Source organism: Nocardia sp. CC201C, assembly GCF_030010695.1.
Lineage (GTDB): Bacteria > Actinomycetota > Actinomycetes > Mycobacteriales > Mycobacteriaceae > Nocardia > Nocardia otitidiscaviarum.
In genome coordinates this window covers 1-13389 of record NZ_JASCXP010000038.1, presented here as the reverse complement: position 1 = coordinate 13389, position 13389 = coordinate 1, and the positions used below count along the sequence as shown (strand labels likewise).

Genomic DNA, 13389 nt, shown 5'->3' with positions numbered 1-13389 from the left:
GATCCGGCGCGTGCCGCGCTGCCCGACATCGGGCCGCTATGGGGGCCGATTTCCGCCGGATATGTCGGGCCGCGCTTTCTAGCGTCGGGGGCATGGAAATCGACCTTGTTTCGAATACGCGCGTCGCGGTGCTGCGCACACCTGTCGTGTTGTTCATGGCCGTCGCGGCGGCACTCGGCACCGCGACCATGTATCCGCTGCAACCGGCCATCGCGGACGTGGCCGGGTCCTTGCGGACCTCGGTGGCACTTGTCGGTACGGCATTGGCCTGCGGGCCGATCGGCTACCTGGTGGGCTTGGCGTTGCTGGTGCCGCTGGTGGATCAGTTCGCGCCGCGCACGGTGGTGTCGGCGCAATTCGGTGCGCTGGCGGTCGCGTTGGCGGGAAATGCGGTGGTGGGGTCGGCGTGGCTGCTCGGTCCGGTGATCGGGGTGATCGGGGCCGGTTCGGCGGTGGGGGCGCAATTGAGTTCGGTGGCAGGGCGTTTCGCGGCGGCGCAGCGGCGGGCCACCGTACTCGGGATCGTGACGGCCGGTATTTCGGCGCCGGGCTGTTCGCCGCCCAGGTGGCCAATCAGAGCACGGTGCTGGATATCGAACCGGATGCGCCCGCGCGGTTCAACAGTGCCTATATGGTCGTCTACTTCATCGGCGGCAGCCTCGGGACGGCCTTCGGGGCCGCCGCCGTCGGCTGGTTCGGCTGGGCCGCGACCGTTGCGCTCGCCGCCGCGGCGACCGTGCTGGCCGCCGCCGCGACCGCGAGGTACGGCGATATGACGCTGACGCAGCGTCCGGGAGGGAGCGCCGTCAGCGTGGGGTGGGGCGGTAGACGAGTTCTTGCGTGCGGCCGTCGAGCGTCCGGCTCTCGAGCAGTTCGAGGTCGAAGTCGCTCGCCCCCGCGAGGACGGGGCTGGTCCCGGTCCGTCCGGAGATGACGGGGAAGATGGTCAGCTGGAGGCGGTCGACGAGACCGGCCGCCATCAGTGCCCGGTTCAGCGACAGGCTGGCCTGTGAGCGCAGCGGCACATCCGATTCCTGCTTGAGCCGGGTGACGATCTCCACGGCATCGCCGCTGACGATCGTCGCGTCCGGCCAGCCGAGTGTGTCGGTCAAGGTGGAGGAGACCACGATGGCGGGCATCCGCATGGTCCGGACATTCCACTCGTCGAGCGTGTTGGGGTCGACGCCCGCGGACATGATCTCGGCGGTCTCCCGGAAAGTGTTGGCCCCGAAGACCATCCGCTGCTCGGTGGCGAACAGGGCGGCACGGTGCTTCAGCAGTTCGGGGCCCTGCTTGCCCCAATAGCCGCCCCAGTGACCGTCCTCGGAATAGGAGCCGTAGCCGTCCAAGGTGGCGAAGACGTCCCAGGTGTAGGTGGCGGTCATGCTGCTCTCCTCGTGGGTTGGTTTCGTCGGGGTGCGTTGGTGCAGACGGGGGAGTACGGCGAAATTCATCGCTGTCGACCGTGGCGATCCGGTGTACGACAATCCGGAGATGACCTTCGACGACGCCGAACTCGCCTATCTCCGGTCCCAGCCGCTCGCCCGGCTCGCCACGCTCGCGGCCGACGGCCAACCGGATGTGGTGCCGGTGGCGTTCGAGTACGACGGCACCTATTTCTGGGTCGGCGGCGGCGCGACCTTCCCTGCGACGCGCAAGGCGCGGAACGTGGCCGCGGGCAACGCCGAGATCGCCCTCGTCGTGGACGATCTCGTCTCGCTGGATCCCTTCGTCGCGCGCGGGATACGCGTGTACGGTCGCGCCGAGCCGCCGGTGGAACGGGTTGGTCACGTGGGCCCGGGGCATTATCTGAGGATCACACCCAGCCAATCGTGGAGCTGGAACCTGGCGGGTGAGCAGGTGGGTGAGCAGTGGTACGAGACGCACCACACCTGGCACTGACGGACGATGGCACCCATCTCTCGGGAAGCGCTCTCAGGCGCGCTATTGCAGGAAAGCCGTCACGAAACCGTGACGATCAACTCGGCTTCGTTGTTCGTCAGGGGATCGGTCGATCAGTCGAACACATTCGCCAGCTGTCAGCGCTGTGTTCGAGCATGAAACCCACGTCCTGGAGGCCAGCCATTGTCGAAATCCGCAGTTCGGTGTCGGCGACGGCGGTCTGGGCGGTGACATCGATACTGGTAAAGCGCTCGACCTGAATGTGACGTCCTTGCCCGGGTCCCTCCCACTATGCTCCGGATTCAGAATACGGGCAGGTCTGCACGCGCGTTGCTGATCTTCGTACGCGCTGGTGATATTCAGGTTCGATCTCGGAGCAATGGAATGGTCACCGGTAGCGTGAGTCGCCCTCGGCGCCCGAACGCCATCGCACGTAATTGCTCAGCGAACCAGAGACACTCTCGCGTTCGTCAGTTTCGTGGTCCCATACATAGATCCCGTCGGCCCAACCTTCAGATCCTCGAAGATAGGCAAACTGGTCACCGCCTCCGTTGCTGCCGATGAACATAAGATGATCGAAGCGCTTGTAGAGTTCGGCGAAGTCAGCATTGCTGCGGAACTCGAGATTATCGGTGATGATCTGCTGGATCGGCCACACCAGATCGTCTCCGGTTTCCACACCGTTCGCTTGCCGAAGCAGGTCGCGCAGCTCGTCGGGCACCGGATAGCCGAGTCGCTCCTCGATCTGGTCGATCTCAGCATCGGAAGCCGGCGCGCCGAACTCCGCCCAGGGATACAGCTGGCCGATCAGCTCTTTCCACATGCACGGATTTTCTCACGGCGATCCGGAGAGCGCGCCGTGCGGCCTGAACGGATGGTTGTCGCGGCGTGGGTGTAGGGCGGATCGAGCCGCTCGCGCTCGCAGTGGCCATCCGCCAAAATTGGTCGGATCGGCATGTGGGAGTTCGAAGACTACCGTGAACACGGCTGATACGACGTCGCGCGCTCATCGGCAGTTCAGTGCGTTAGCTGCCTGGCTACTGCGGTGTGCTCGCGCTGGGGCAATCCATATGCGGCATGGGCGGGAGACTGGCAACGTGATTCAGAGCGGGTGGCGGGCAACGCACTCCGGGCAGCGTTCCCACCAGTCGGGTACGGGATGTATCCACGGGAATCCGTGGGGTAGCACACGCACGTCTGCGCCGCATTCGGGTTGACTGCTTCCTGCGGCCACCGCGTGGGCGATGGGTGGTCCGTTTCTGACGAACGTGATATTCGAGTAGTCCCTGGCGCTGATGGGCTGTGTAGGGTCGACCGCCGTCGCCTGGATGTTTCCATCGAACCAGGTTTCGAATTCCATGACCGGATCGTAGCGACAGACCCTTCCGAGGGTTCGGCCTTCGGGAGTAGCTGACATTCCTGGACGCACGAACGTCCCGGCATGATCACGGGCGTTGATCTTCAGCTGCACCGGGCCGGCGGTTCGGACCGACCCGTACGCGGCATGTGCAGACGTTCTTGCTCCAGATCGAGCGTGTCCGCCGCGCACGTCGGTGACGCGGATCGTGCTGTCACCTGGGGCGGAATGGTGGGGGAGCGGTACAGTTCTCGGCAACGCGGCGTGCCGTGGTGCAGGTTGTGGGATCGCAATCGCGGTGCAGGGCTTGGGCTTCGCGGGCGTCGAGGGGGTTCATGGGGCCGGTGTAGTCGCAGGCTGCCAGTTGCAGGGTGCGCGGGGGAATGTATTCGGTCATGGTTATCGGGCCTCGGGGTGGGCGGGGCTGGCGAGTTGGACTCGCACGCCGGGCAGGTAGGAGTTGGGGCGGGTGAAGGTCACCCGGTGGGGGTCGGCAGCGGGGCGCATGGAATCGCGGAGGTAGGTTTTGCCGCACCAGAGTTCGATATGAGTGGGGGTGATGCGGCGGATCTTGGTGTGGGTCAGGACGATTCCGCTCGTCGCGGACAGTTCGACGACGGGGTGGTCCACCCGCACCCATGTGGGGAGAACATCCGCTGCGTGGTGATCGGGTTGCGCATTGACGATGCTCATCGGTATCTCCGGTCGGTCTGGTGTTCCGGAAGTCGAATGAGACCAGTAGACACCGGATCTCGGTGCGCTGAAACGTTCACACAGAAATCGATACGGAATACACTGAACGTTCAGCGTGATCCATTTCAGCGAGACACGTACCCGGGTAGCGAGGCTAACGATATGGCTGGCTCCACCCTTCCCCGACGAGCGCTGGGCCGACTCCTCCGCGAGCTTCGACTCAGGGCCAAGAAGTCGCAATTGGCAGCGGGATTGGCGATCGATATGTCGCCGCCGAGTATCAACCGGCTCGAGGCGGGACGGCCGGTCAAGATCAGCACGCCGCAGTTTCACGCGCTGCTGGACCTGTACGGGGCGGACCCGGCCGAGCGGGAACGGGTGCTCGGGTTGCTCGCGGAGGCGAAGGCCGCGAAGGGTGATCCCAAAGGCGGGTGGTGGCGGGCGTACTCGGATCTGGTGTCCAGCCATTTCGATCACTACATGCATCTCGAACAGGAATGCGACCGGCTGACCACGTTTCAGATCGTGTTGGTGCCGGGCATGCTGCAAACCTCGGCCTACCGCCGGTCGATGCTGCTGACCGAAGATCCGGACAGGTCCGCGGTGGATGTGGAACGACGAATCGAGTTGGCGGCACGGCGGCAGGCCAAGATTACGGAAGACAGCGGATTCACGATGAATGTGCTGCTCTCGGAATCGGTGCTGCGGCACCAGGTCGGCGGTAGTGCAGTCATGGGTGCGCAGCTCGCGCATCTGGCCGACGTCGGACAGCTCCCGAACGTGTCTATTCGAGTCGTGCCGCACAGTGTGGGCAGCTACCTCGGACTGATCGCGCAATCCTTTATCTTGCTGGAGTTTCCGCCGTTGCAGCAGCGGGGCCTGATCGAGCCGCCCATCGTCTTCGTCGAGTTGCGCGAAGGCTCGCTGTTCCTGGAAGAGGCCGCCGTGATCGAGCGTTATCGGGCGGCGATTGCGGACATCGGCCGCGTAGCATTGGACGAATCTGCCAGCAGGCAACTGGTTCTCGATCTCGCGAAGGAGATGCAAGCGTGAGCGTCGCCCTATCCGGTGCTAGTTGGTTGAAGAGCAGCTACAGCCAGCCGAGCGGCGAATGCGTGGAGGCCGCGCACCTTCCGCACGGACGCGTCGGCGTGCGTGATTCCAAGCACCCGTCCGGTCCCGCGCTGGTGTTCGGCGGGACCGCGTGGGACGCCTTCACCGCCGCGCTGCGGGCCGGAAGGTTCGACCTGCCCGGGCGGTAGGGATCAGGCCGGGGTGGCGGCGGTTTCGCGGCGTTCGGCGGGGACCGGTTCGCGGGTGCGCATGGCGGCCCTGAGGGCGGCGGTGGCGGCCACCGACGCGGCCGCGCCGCCGACGTGCAGGGCGACCAGAGCAGCGGGGACATCCGTGAGGTATTGGACGACTCCGACCAGGGCCTGGGCGCAGACGATGGCGATCACCACCGTGAGGCGCAGGCGGATGGCGCGGGTCATGCCCACCGCCGCCAGCGCGAAGCCGAGGCCCACCAGCAGGGCGAGGTAGGTGACCAGAAGTTCCGAATGCAGGTGGACCAGGGGGACGATCTCCACCTCCAGGCGTTCGACCGGGCGTTCCAGGCTCTTGTCACCCGCGTGCGGCCCCGCGCCGGTCACCAGGGTCCCGGCGACCAGGGTGCCGGACATGGCCACGGCGCTGAGCGCTGTCAGCATTCGAATCGGACGTGGGGCCTGGACAGTCGGAACACCCTCGTCGGGTTCACCGATCTTCGCGTACAGCTGCACCGCGAGCCACACCATGACCATGGACGCCAGCAGATGGACCGCCACCGTCCACCAGAGCAGACCGGTCAGCACGGTGACGCCGCCGATCACGGCCTGTACGACCGTGCCCGCGGGCATGAGCCAGGCGTACGCCAGCACCTCACGCCGCCGCCGGGCGCGCGTCACGGCCAGCACCACCGCGCCCGCGAACAGGCACACCACGAAGGTGAGCAGCCGGTTGCCGAACTCGACCGCCTGATGGATCACCGGCACCTCGGCCACGGTGACCGGCACGAAGCTGCCCGGGAAGCACTGCGGCCAGGTGGGGCAGCCGAGACCGGAGGCGGTGACGCGGACGATGGCTCCGGTGACGGAGATGCCGGCCTGGGAGAGGATCACCGCGAAGGCGATGATGCGCTGCACTCGCAGGGAGGGCAGCGGGAACAGGTCGGCTAGTCGCTGGAATGCGCGTGGGAGCACGCACCGATGGTAGCGGGAGCGGATTCCGGCCCGTCAACCGGTCTACTACGAATTGTCGTTAAGCGGTGCGGGGGTCGTAGCGTGCGGTGAGTTCGGCACCGATGCGCGCCAGTTCGGCGCACACCTCCGGTGGCCCGAGCACCTCGACGTCGGCACCCCATCCGGCGAGATGACGCGCGATGTCCAAGGGGGTGGGCGCGCCCACCCGGACACGGCTGCGGCCGTCGTCGAGGTCGGCCTCGGTCTCGCAGTGCCGCCCGAAGTTGTCGCGCAGCACGTACACCAGCCGCGTGTCCACGAGCAGGGTCGCCCAGGTGCGGGAGCGGATGCGTTCCATCTCGCCGACGACCTCGTCCCAGGCGGCGGCGAGAGTGAAATCGTCGGGGCGTTCGAAGATTTCGCCGGTCGGATCGGCCGCCACGATGCGGTCGACGCGAAAGGTGCGCTGCCCCTTCGTGGTTCCCGCGATGAGATACCAGGTGTCGTCCTTGTCGACCAGACCCCACGGATCCACCGCGCGCACGGATCGCCGCCCGGTGGCGCTCGCATACGTGAGCAGCACCGTCTGGCGGCGCACCACGCGGGTTTGCAGCCGATCCACCATCTCCGGACGCCGCCGGATCGGTTCGCCCCAGCGCGCGGAGTCGATGAGGGTAGCGTCGGCGGCGGCCTGCGCCTCCGCCCGGAAGGTCTGGGGGAGCGCCCGAACCAGTTTGCGCAGCGCGGCTTTCGCCTCGCCGGAGACCGCGGCGGCCGGACCGACCAACAGGAACAGCGCCTGTGCCTCGGTGGCCGACAGGCCGCTGAGATCGGTGCGCGCACCACCCAGCAGCGACCAGCCGCCGCCCCGCCCGGCCTGCGGATACACCGGGATGCCCGCGGTCGAGAGAGCCTCCAGATCGCGCCGGGCCGTGGCCACCGACACCTCCAACTCCTCGGCGAGTTCGGCGGCGGTCACCCGGCCCCGCGCTTGCATGAGCAGGAGAGTGGCTACGAGTCGGTCGGCGCGCATGAATTCAGATTCCCAGAAAAAGTGCTCAATCGGTGAGCACTTTACGGGGAAGACTTGGTCTCATCACTCACCGAGAGAAGGAACAACCCCCATGTTGCGTGGACTCACCACCGTCAATCACTTCGCCGCCGACGTGCCGGCCGCCGTGCGCTGGTACACCGAGGTATTCGGCGTGCAGCCCTACTTCGAGAAGGACTTCGGCGGGCAGCTGGCCTACGTCGAATTCCGCATCGGCGACTACCAGCACGAATTCGGCATCCTCGACAGCCGGTACGCCCCGCACCCCATGTCGGAGACGCCGTCGGGCACCATGACGTACTGGGCCGTCGACAATGTGGAGGACGCGTTCGCGCGGCTGCTCGCCCTCGGCGCGACCGAACACGCCAAGCCCACCGAACACGGCCCCGGCTTCGTCACCGCCTCGGTGGTCGACCCGTTCGGCAATGTGCTCGGCGTGATGTTCAACCAGCACTACCTGGATACGGTGAGCGGGATCAAGGGGGAGTGAGCGGCGGCACGCCCCGGTGTCAGCGGGCAGGCCGCGACCGCGCGGGGGTGCCGACTCAGTCGAAGCGGAAGTACCGGGTGGCTAGCCAGCCGCTCACGCCACCCCACACCGCCAGCACCGCGACCCCGTACCAGTCGATACCGCCCGCCAGGGCGCGCGTCAGGGACTCCGACAGCGCGCCCGAAGGCACCGTGCGCGCCAGCAGGTTCACCGCCGACGGCAGATCGTCGGACATGAGCACCAGGCTCGCGATGCCGAGCATGACGAACCAGAGGATATTGGCCAGGGCCAGCACGATCTCGGCCTTGAGGGTGCCGCCGAGCAACAGTCCCAGCGCGCCGAAGGTCGCCGTGCCGAGGCCGATGACGAGCGCGCCCAGGAGCAGGCCGAGCGGCGTGGGCCGCCAGCCCAGCGCGAATCCGATGGCCCCCAGCAGAATCGACTGCAACACCACCACGATGAGCACCGCCGCGCACTTGCCCGCCACGATGCCCCAGCGCGGTAACGGCGTCGCGCCGAGGCGTTTCAGCGCACCGTAGCGCCGGTCGAAGCCGACGGCGATGGCCTGCCCGGTGAACGCGGTGGACATGACCGCCACCATCATGACGGCGGGCACCACCCGGTCCACCCGGGTGTCGCCGAGTCCGTTCAGCGGCAGCAGCGTCAACCCGATCAGCAGCGTGATCGGAATGAACATGGTCAGCAGCAGCTGTTCGCCGTTGCGCAGCAACAGGATCAGCTCGAGCCGGGTCTGCGCCGCCAGCATGGCGCCCCGGGTGGTGGGCCTGGGGGCAGGCGCGAAGGTCCCGGGCGCGAAACGATTGGTGGTGTCGATCATGCCCGTAGGTCCCGTCCGGTCAGTTCGAGGAATACGTCTTCCAGGCGGCGCTGGTCGATGCGGATATCGGTGGGCAGCACGTCGATACGGGCGCACCAGGCGGTCAGCGTGGCCAGCACCTGCGGGGTGATATCGCCCTGGAGCAGATAGGAGCCGGGGGACATCTCGCGCGGCGAGAAGCCTTCGGGCAGGGCGGTTTCCAGCAGGCGCAGATCGAGATTCGGTGGGGCGGTGAAGCACAGGCGGCCCTCGGCCCCGTGCGAGGTGACCTCGCTCGGGGTGCCCTGGGCGACGATGCGGCCGTGGTCGATGATGACCAGCTGATCGGCGAGCTGTTCGGCCTCGTCCATGAGATGGGTGGTGAGCAGCACGCTCACCCCGTCGCGGCGCAGCGCGTCGATGAGCTCCCACACCAGATGTCGCGCCTGCGCGTCCAAGCCGGCGGTGGGCTCGTCGAGGAAGACGATCTCGGGACGCCCGACCAGCGCGCACGCCAGCGAAAGCCGTTGCTGCTGACCGCCGGACAGTCGCCGGTAGGGCGTGCGCCGCGCGTCCTGGAGGCCGAGGGTGCGCAGCAGCCAGTCCGGATCGAGCGGATCGGCGGAATAGGAGGCCACCAGGTCCAGCATCTCCCCGGCCCGCGAACCCGGATACGCGCCGCCGCCCTGGAGCATGACGCCGATGCGTGCCCGCAGCCGGTCGGAGTCTGCGATGGGGTCCAGGCCCAGCACCCGCACCCGTCCGGCGTCGGGGACGACGAAGCCCTCGCACATCTCGGTGGTCGTGGTCTTGCCCGCGCCGTTGGGTCCGAGCAGCGCCAGCACCTGCGCCCGTTCGAGCTCGAAGCTGATGCCGTCGACCGCGGTGGTGTCGCCGTAGCGCTTCACGACGCCGTCGACGCGCACGGCGGGTCCGGAGGGGGCTGCGGTCACGATCTGACACCGTATGCCGTGGCCTCCTGTGACGGAGCCGACACCCCCGGCTGATTGCGCCACGGCAGCGCGTTGCGGGTGAGGAAGATGAACGCCAGCCCCACGATGACGGTGGCGATGGCGGACTGCACGATCTGGAAGACATAGAAGTCCGCGCCGCGCGGCATGACGAGCAGGCTCACCACGACCGAGAGGGCGATGGCGGGCACCCGGAAGGCCGGTCGGTTCGCCCAGGCGGCCAGCGGCACGATGGCCCACAGCAGATACCACGGCTGCACCACCGGGAACAGCAGCACCAGCGCGCCGAGGGAAACGCCGAGCGCGCCGACCGCGTGCAGGCGGCCGGTCCAGGTCGCGAAGAGCATGCGCACGATCACGACGGCTGCCAGCGTGGCCGCGATGGGCCGGGTGATGCTGAGCACCGCGGTGGTGTGATCGCCCAACCCGAGCAGGACCCCGCCGAAACCGGTGGCGATACCGATGGCGGTCGGCAGCGACAGGTAGCTGCGTACGGCGCTGGCGGTGTTCAGCGTGTACAGCCAGCCGAATCCGAGTCCGCTGGCGGTGGTGACGAACAGGATGGTCACACCGGCGACCACACCCAATATCAACCCGACCTTGACGACCATCCGGAAGCCGCCGCCCAGCCTGCGGGCCAGCGCCATGCCGACGAAACCCAGCGCCAGCAGCGAGACGATCTTGATCGTGGACGACAGCGCGATCAGCCCCGCCCCGCCCAGCAGTATCGCCCAGCCCCGCTGATCGAACGGATACGCGTCCTCGATGGCGCGCAGGCAGATCTCCAGACCGGCCAGCATGAGCCCGAGCATGAGCGCGTCATTGTGCACGCCGCCGACCAGATGCAGCAGCACGAGCGGATTGGCCGCACCCAACCAGAGCGCGCTCACCGCCGCCACCCCGCAGCGGCGGGCCAGCCGCGGCAGCGCCCACACGATCAGGGCCAGCGCCCCCAGCACCAGCAATCGGTGCAGCCATACCCCGGCGATGATGTTGTCCCCGGTGACGACCGCGATACCCTTGCCCATCCACAGGAACAGCGGCCCGTACGGCGCCGGCGTCTCCCGCCAGATGTTCGGGACATTGTTGGTGAGCACATTGTTGAGCCCGAGCCCGTCGGCCGGACCCACCTCGTACGGATCCAGGCCCCGTACCGCGATCTCGCTCTGCGCCAGATACGAGTACACGTCATTGCTGAACATGGGCGGCGCGACACTGAGCGGGATGATCCACAGCAGCAGCGTGCGATCCATCTGCGAGCGGCTGAGCCGATGCCGCGGATTGCCGCCCCAGCCGCCGATGGCGAAGCGGCCGAGCAGCAGCCACGCCATCACCACCAGCACCGTGCCGATCATGCACATGGCGAGGGTGGAGGTGTGCGCGCGAGCGAAGAAGCCGATGATGCGCAGGCCGGAGGTGGGATTCTGGCGCACCGGCTGCGCGCCCACCCCCAGCGCCGAAATGGCCATGATGACCGCGCCGGTGGCACCGAGCAGCCGGATGCGGGCCAGCTGCAGCGTCTCCCGCTTGTCCAGACCCGGCACATCGGTTTCGACGGAGTGCAGCGCGGCGGCGGTGTGGTCCGACGGCGGGACGTCCAGGCCCAGTGCCCGGCGTCCCCACTCGATGATCCTGCGCCGCGCGCTTTCCGATACCGCCACGATCGGTAGCCTAATTCGCCGTGCCGCCGTCCACCGCCACGGGCATATGCGTGCCGTGCCCGGCGGTGTGGCGCGCGAGCCTCCCCGCCGCCGCGCGGAATCGGTTGCCACTCGCCGAACACGAGGTGAATCCCCGGATCAGGTAGCGCGCTACTCGTGCCGGACGCCGCGCGCCGGGTGATGATCGACGGACGGTTACCGGTCGGGGCGGCGCGGGGGTCGCGTCGACAGCGTTTGTCGGAGGGCGTCATGGCGAAAGCAGTGGAGCAGACCAGGGCCGGGTTCATCATCGCCCACGCCGGTCTCGGCTTGGGGTCCGACGGCACCGCGATGAGCGTGGCGCGGGCCGTGCACGACGGTGACACCGTCACCGTGCACCCCAAGGGCAATATCAGTACGCGGTTCCTCGGGATGGACACCCCGGAGGTCAGCTTCACGCTGCCCGCCGATCCGGATCGGTTCCATTCCATCGGGTCGCCCGCGTGGGAGGGGTTTCTCACCGATCCGCTCGCGGCCGGACTGCCGCCCTTCGATCCACCGCTGCCCGCGGCGCTGGAGGCCGGATTGCGGGCGCGCACCGGACCGGACTGCGCCGCCAACCACATTCGGCACGCCCGCGCCGCCACCAAGGCGCTGGAGGGCTTCATCGAGACCGACCGCACCGCCAGCGCGGCGAGCACGGCGGACTTCCGATTCTTCCTCGCCTTCGCCGCGGACATCTTCGACCGGTACGGACGGTTCCTCACCTACCTCAATATGGATGTGCCGAATCCGCCGCGCCCGCCGAGCTACAACGAGCGCATGCTCGCGGGCGGCTGGGCGGTGCCGTACTTCATCTGGCCCAATATCAATCCCTTCCGGAAGCAGCCGAGCACGGTCGCGGCGGTGCCCGTGCCGGGACAGCCGATCACGGATCCGAGCCTGGACCGGGCGCGGCAGGCGGTGGCCGCCGCACGCGCGGCACGGATCGGGATATTCCAGGAGGCGGATCCGTTGGCGCTCTTGCCATCCGAGCTGCGGTTCCTGGGCCGCAGCGTGGTGGGGCCGACGGGGTTGTCCCGGCCCGGCCCGGATCGCTGGGTCATCGACCTGCGTGCCGGAGACGATCGGCTGCTCGCGCCCGCGCGCTATCACGAGATCCCGTTCGCGGAGGACCGGCTGTTCGTTCCGGTCGAGTTCGTGCCGCTGTTCGTCGAGCGGGGGTGGGTGCGCGACTGACCGCGCCATCCCGTGCGATTTCGGGCGGCACGCGGCGGCCCGTGCTGCGAGGCGGTAGCGTCGAGGGACGAATACCGACGTACGCCGTTCCCGAGGAGGCCCGATGACCGCCGCGGACAGCCTGCCGCTCGACACCGGGTACAACCGGTCGTCCTTCTCCGACTATCTGCGCAGACACGCACCGGAGTTGCTGCCCGGCAACGGTTTCGGCGGCGACCCGCTCGGGCGGGAGATCGCCGTGCACGGGACGACGATCGTGGCCGTGTCGTTCCACGGCGGGGTGCTGATCGCCGGGGACCGGCGCGGCACCATGGGAAATCTGCTGGCCACCCGGGATATGGAGAAGGTCTTCATCACCGACACCTATTCGGCCGCCGGATTCGCGGGCACGGTCGGGGTGGCCTTGGAGATGATTCGACTGTTCGCGGTCGAATTGGAGCACTACGAGAAGATCGAGACCGTGGCCCTGACCTTCGACGGCAAGGCCACCAAACTGTCGAAGATGGTGCGCGACAACCTGCCCGCCGCCCTCCAGGATCTGGCGGTGGTGCCGGTGCTGGTCGGCTACGACCCGTCGATCACCGACCCGGACCGGGCCGGGCGCATCGTGTCCTACGACCTGGCGGGCGGGCGCAGTGAGGAGCGGTTCGGGTACGCCGCCGTCGGATCCGGTTCGGTCTTCGCGAAATCCTCGCTCAAGAAGACCTACCGTGCCGGACTGGACGAGGACCGGGCGTTGCGCATCGCCGTGGAGGCGCTGTTCGACGCCGCCGATGACGATACCGCGACCGGCGGACCGGATGTGGTGCGCGGCATCTATCCCACCTCGGTCGTCGTGAATGCCGAAGGGGCGCGGGAGATCTCCGAGGATCGGCTGATGGGCATCGCCCGCGATCTGGTGGACGAGCGGGTCGCCGCCAACGGGGGCTGAGGGGTCGGTGACGGCGTGCGTCCATCGCCGCGGGCGGCCGCCGCCCCCGGCGATGTCAGCCCCCCGAACCGGGGGTGGG

General features: G+C 68.0%; 15 protein-coding genes. 7 read left to right on the top strand and 8 right to left on the bottom strand.

Going from position 1 to position 13389, the window contains the following annotated elements; all coding sequences use genetic code 11:
• Positions 1-38 precede the first annotated feature (38 nt).
• Entirely contained in the window at positions 39-776 is a 738-nt protein-coding gene (locus QK444_RS06845) for a hypothetical protein (protein WP_282778182.1), read from the top strand.
• Positions 777-806: 30 nt separating this feature from the next.
• Here QK444_RS06845 and QK444_RS06840 read toward each other — a convergent pair whose 3' ends face one another.
• A complete protein-coding gene (locus QK444_RS06840) occupies positions 807-1385 on the bottom strand; it encodes a dihydrofolate reductase family protein (protein WP_282778180.1) in 579 nt (192 codons plus the stop codon).
• Positions 1386-1494: 109 nt separating this feature from the next.
• Between QK444_RS06840 and QK444_RS06835 the strand changes: the two genes are divergently transcribed.
• Complete coding sequence (locus tag QK444_RS06835) at positions 1495-1902, top strand: PPOX class F420-dependent oxidoreductase (RefSeq protein WP_282778178.1); 408 nt, start codon at positions 1495-1497, stop codon at positions 1900-1902.
• 388 nt (positions 1903-2290) lie between these two features.
• On the opposite strand, the gene QK444_RS06830 is transcribed toward QK444_RS06835, so the two are convergent.
• Together QK444_RS06830 and QK444_RS06825 are read right to left on the bottom strand one after the other, a co-directional pair.
• The gene (locus QK444_RS06830) at positions 2291-2725 is read right to left on the bottom strand and encodes an SMI1/KNR4 family protein (protein WP_282778176.1); all 435 of its coding nucleotides are present in this window, start codon (positions 2723-2725) and stop codon (positions 2291-2293) included.
• 933 nt (positions 2726-3658) lie between these two features.
• The gene (locus QK444_RS06825) at positions 3659-3952 is read right to left on the bottom strand and encodes a hypothetical protein (protein ID WP_282778174.1); all 294 of its coding nucleotides are present in this window, start codon (positions 3950-3952) and stop codon (positions 3659-3661) included.
• Positions 3953-4114: 162 nt separating this feature from the next.
• Between QK444_RS06825 and QK444_RS06820 the strand changes: the two genes are divergently transcribed.
• Together QK444_RS06820 and QK444_RS06815 are read left to right on the top strand one after the other, a co-directional pair.
• On the top strand, positions 4115-5005 hold the full coding sequence (locus QK444_RS06820; RefSeq protein WP_282778173.1) for a helix-turn-helix transcriptional regulator: 891 nt from the start codon (positions 4115-4117) through the stop codon (positions 5003-5005).
• Positions 5002-5214 carry a DUF397 domain-containing protein gene (locus QK444_RS06815; RefSeq protein WP_282778171.1) on the top strand — a complete coding sequence of 71 codons (213 nt, stop codon included), beginning with the start codon at positions 5002-5004 and terminating at the stop codon, positions 5212-5214. The genes QK444_RS06820 and QK444_RS06815 overlap by 4 nt, the downstream gene beginning before the upstream one ends.
• Positions 5215-5217: 3 nt before the next feature.
• Here QK444_RS06815 and QK444_RS06810 read toward each other — a convergent pair whose 3' ends face one another.
• Positions 5218-6192 carry a heme A synthase gene (locus QK444_RS06810; RefSeq protein ID WP_282778169.1) on the bottom strand — a complete coding sequence of 325 codons (975 nt, stop codon included), beginning with the start codon at positions 6190-6192 and terminating at the stop codon, positions 5218-5220.
• Between the two features lie 58 nt (positions 6193-6250).
• Positions 6251-7204 (bottom strand): WYL domain-containing protein, encoded by a 954-nt coding sequence (locus QK444_RS06805; RefSeq protein ID WP_282778167.1) that lies wholly within the window; start codon positions 7202-7204, stop codon positions 6251-6253.
• 91 nt (positions 7205-7295) lie between these two features.
• Between QK444_RS06805 and QK444_RS06800 the strand changes: the two genes are divergently transcribed.
• Positions 7296-7712 carry a VOC family protein gene (locus QK444_RS06800; RefSeq protein WP_282778165.1) on the top strand — a complete coding sequence of 139 codons (417 nt, stop codon included), beginning with the start codon at positions 7296-7298 and terminating at the stop codon, positions 7710-7712.
• Positions 7713-7767: 55 nt separating this feature from the next.
• Here the strand turns inward: QK444_RS06800 and QK444_RS06795 are convergent, their stop codons facing one another.
• The 3 genes from QK444_RS06795 to mptB are packed head-to-tail and all read right to left on the bottom strand — an operon-like array spanning position 7768 to position 11161.
• Positions 7768-8550: an ABC transporter permease gene (locus QK444_RS06795; protein ID WP_282778164.1), complete on the bottom strand. Its 783-nt coding sequence runs from the start codon at positions 8548-8550 to the stop codon at positions 7768-7770.
• On the bottom strand, positions 8547-9482 hold the full coding sequence (locus QK444_RS06790; protein ID WP_282778162.1) for an ABC transporter ATP-binding protein: 936 nt from the start codon (positions 9480-9482) through the stop codon (positions 8547-8549). The genes QK444_RS06795 and QK444_RS06790 overlap by 4 nt, the downstream gene beginning before the upstream one ends.
• Positions 9479-11161 carry a polyprenol phosphomannose-dependent alpha 1,6 mannosyltransferase MptB gene (mptB, locus tag QK444_RS06785; RefSeq protein WP_282778160.1) on the bottom strand — a complete coding sequence of 561 codons (1683 nt, stop codon included), beginning with the start codon at positions 11159-11161 and terminating at the stop codon, positions 9479-9481. The genes QK444_RS06790 and mptB overlap by 4 nt, the downstream gene beginning before the upstream one ends.
• A gap of 249 nt (positions 11162-11410) precedes the next feature.
• On the opposite strand from mptB, the gene QK444_RS06780 reads away from it, so the two are divergent.
• Together QK444_RS06780 and prcB are read left to right on the top strand one after the other, a co-directional pair.
• Positions 11411-12379 (top strand): hypothetical protein, encoded by a 969-nt coding sequence (locus tag QK444_RS06780; RefSeq protein ID WP_282778158.1) that lies wholly within the window; start codon positions 11411-11413, stop codon positions 12377-12379.
• A gap of 103 nt (positions 12380-12482) precedes the next feature.
• Positions 12483-13310 (top strand): proteasome subunit beta, encoded by an 828-nt coding sequence (prcB, locus tag QK444_RS06775; RefSeq protein ID WP_282778156.1) that lies wholly within the window; start codon positions 12483-12485, stop codon positions 13308-13310.
• Positions 13311-13389 lie beyond the last annotated feature (79 nt).

Coding starts and splice junctions, on each gene's coding strand:
- QK444_RS06845 (WP_282778182.1), top strand. CDS start 39: ATGGGGGCCGATTTCCGCCGGATATGTCGGGCCGCGCTTTCTAGCGTC.
- QK444_RS06825 (WP_282778174.1), bottom strand. CDS start 3,952: ATGAGCATCGTCAATGCGCAACCCGATCACCACGCAGCGGATGTTCTC.
- QK444_RS06800 (WP_282778165.1), top strand. CDS start 7,296: ATGTTGCGTGGACTCACCACCGTCAATCACTTCGCCGCCGACGTGCCG.
- QK444_RS06840 (WP_282778180.1), bottom strand. CDS start 1,385: ATGACCGCCACCTACACCTGGGACGTCTTCGCCACCTTGGACGGCTAC.
- QK444_RS06780 (WP_282778158.1), top strand. CDS start 11,411: ATGGCGAAAGCAGTGGAGCAGACCAGGGCCGGGTTCATCATCGCCCAC.
- QK444_RS06835 (WP_282778178.1), top strand. CDS start 1,495: ATGACCTTCGACGACGCCGAACTCGCCTATCTCCGGTCCCAGCCGCTC.
- QK444_RS06820 (WP_282778173.1), top strand. CDS start 4,115: ATGGCTGGCTCCACCCTTCCCCGACGAGCGCTGGGCCGACTCCTCCGC.
- prcB (WP_282778156.1), top strand. CDS start 12,483: ATGACCGCCGCGGACAGCCTGCCGCTCGACACCGGGTACAACCGGTCG.
- QK444_RS06805 (WP_282778167.1), bottom strand. CDS start 7,204: ATGCGCGCCGACCGACTCGTAGCCACTCTCCTGCTCATGCAAGCGCGG.
- QK444_RS06830 (WP_282778176.1), bottom strand. CDS start 2,725: ATGTGGAAAGAGCTGATCGGCCAGCTGTATCCCTGGGCGGAGTTCGGC.
- QK444_RS06795 (WP_282778164.1), bottom strand. CDS start 8,550: ATGATCGACACCACCAATCGTTTCGCGCCCGGGACCTTCGCGCCTGCC.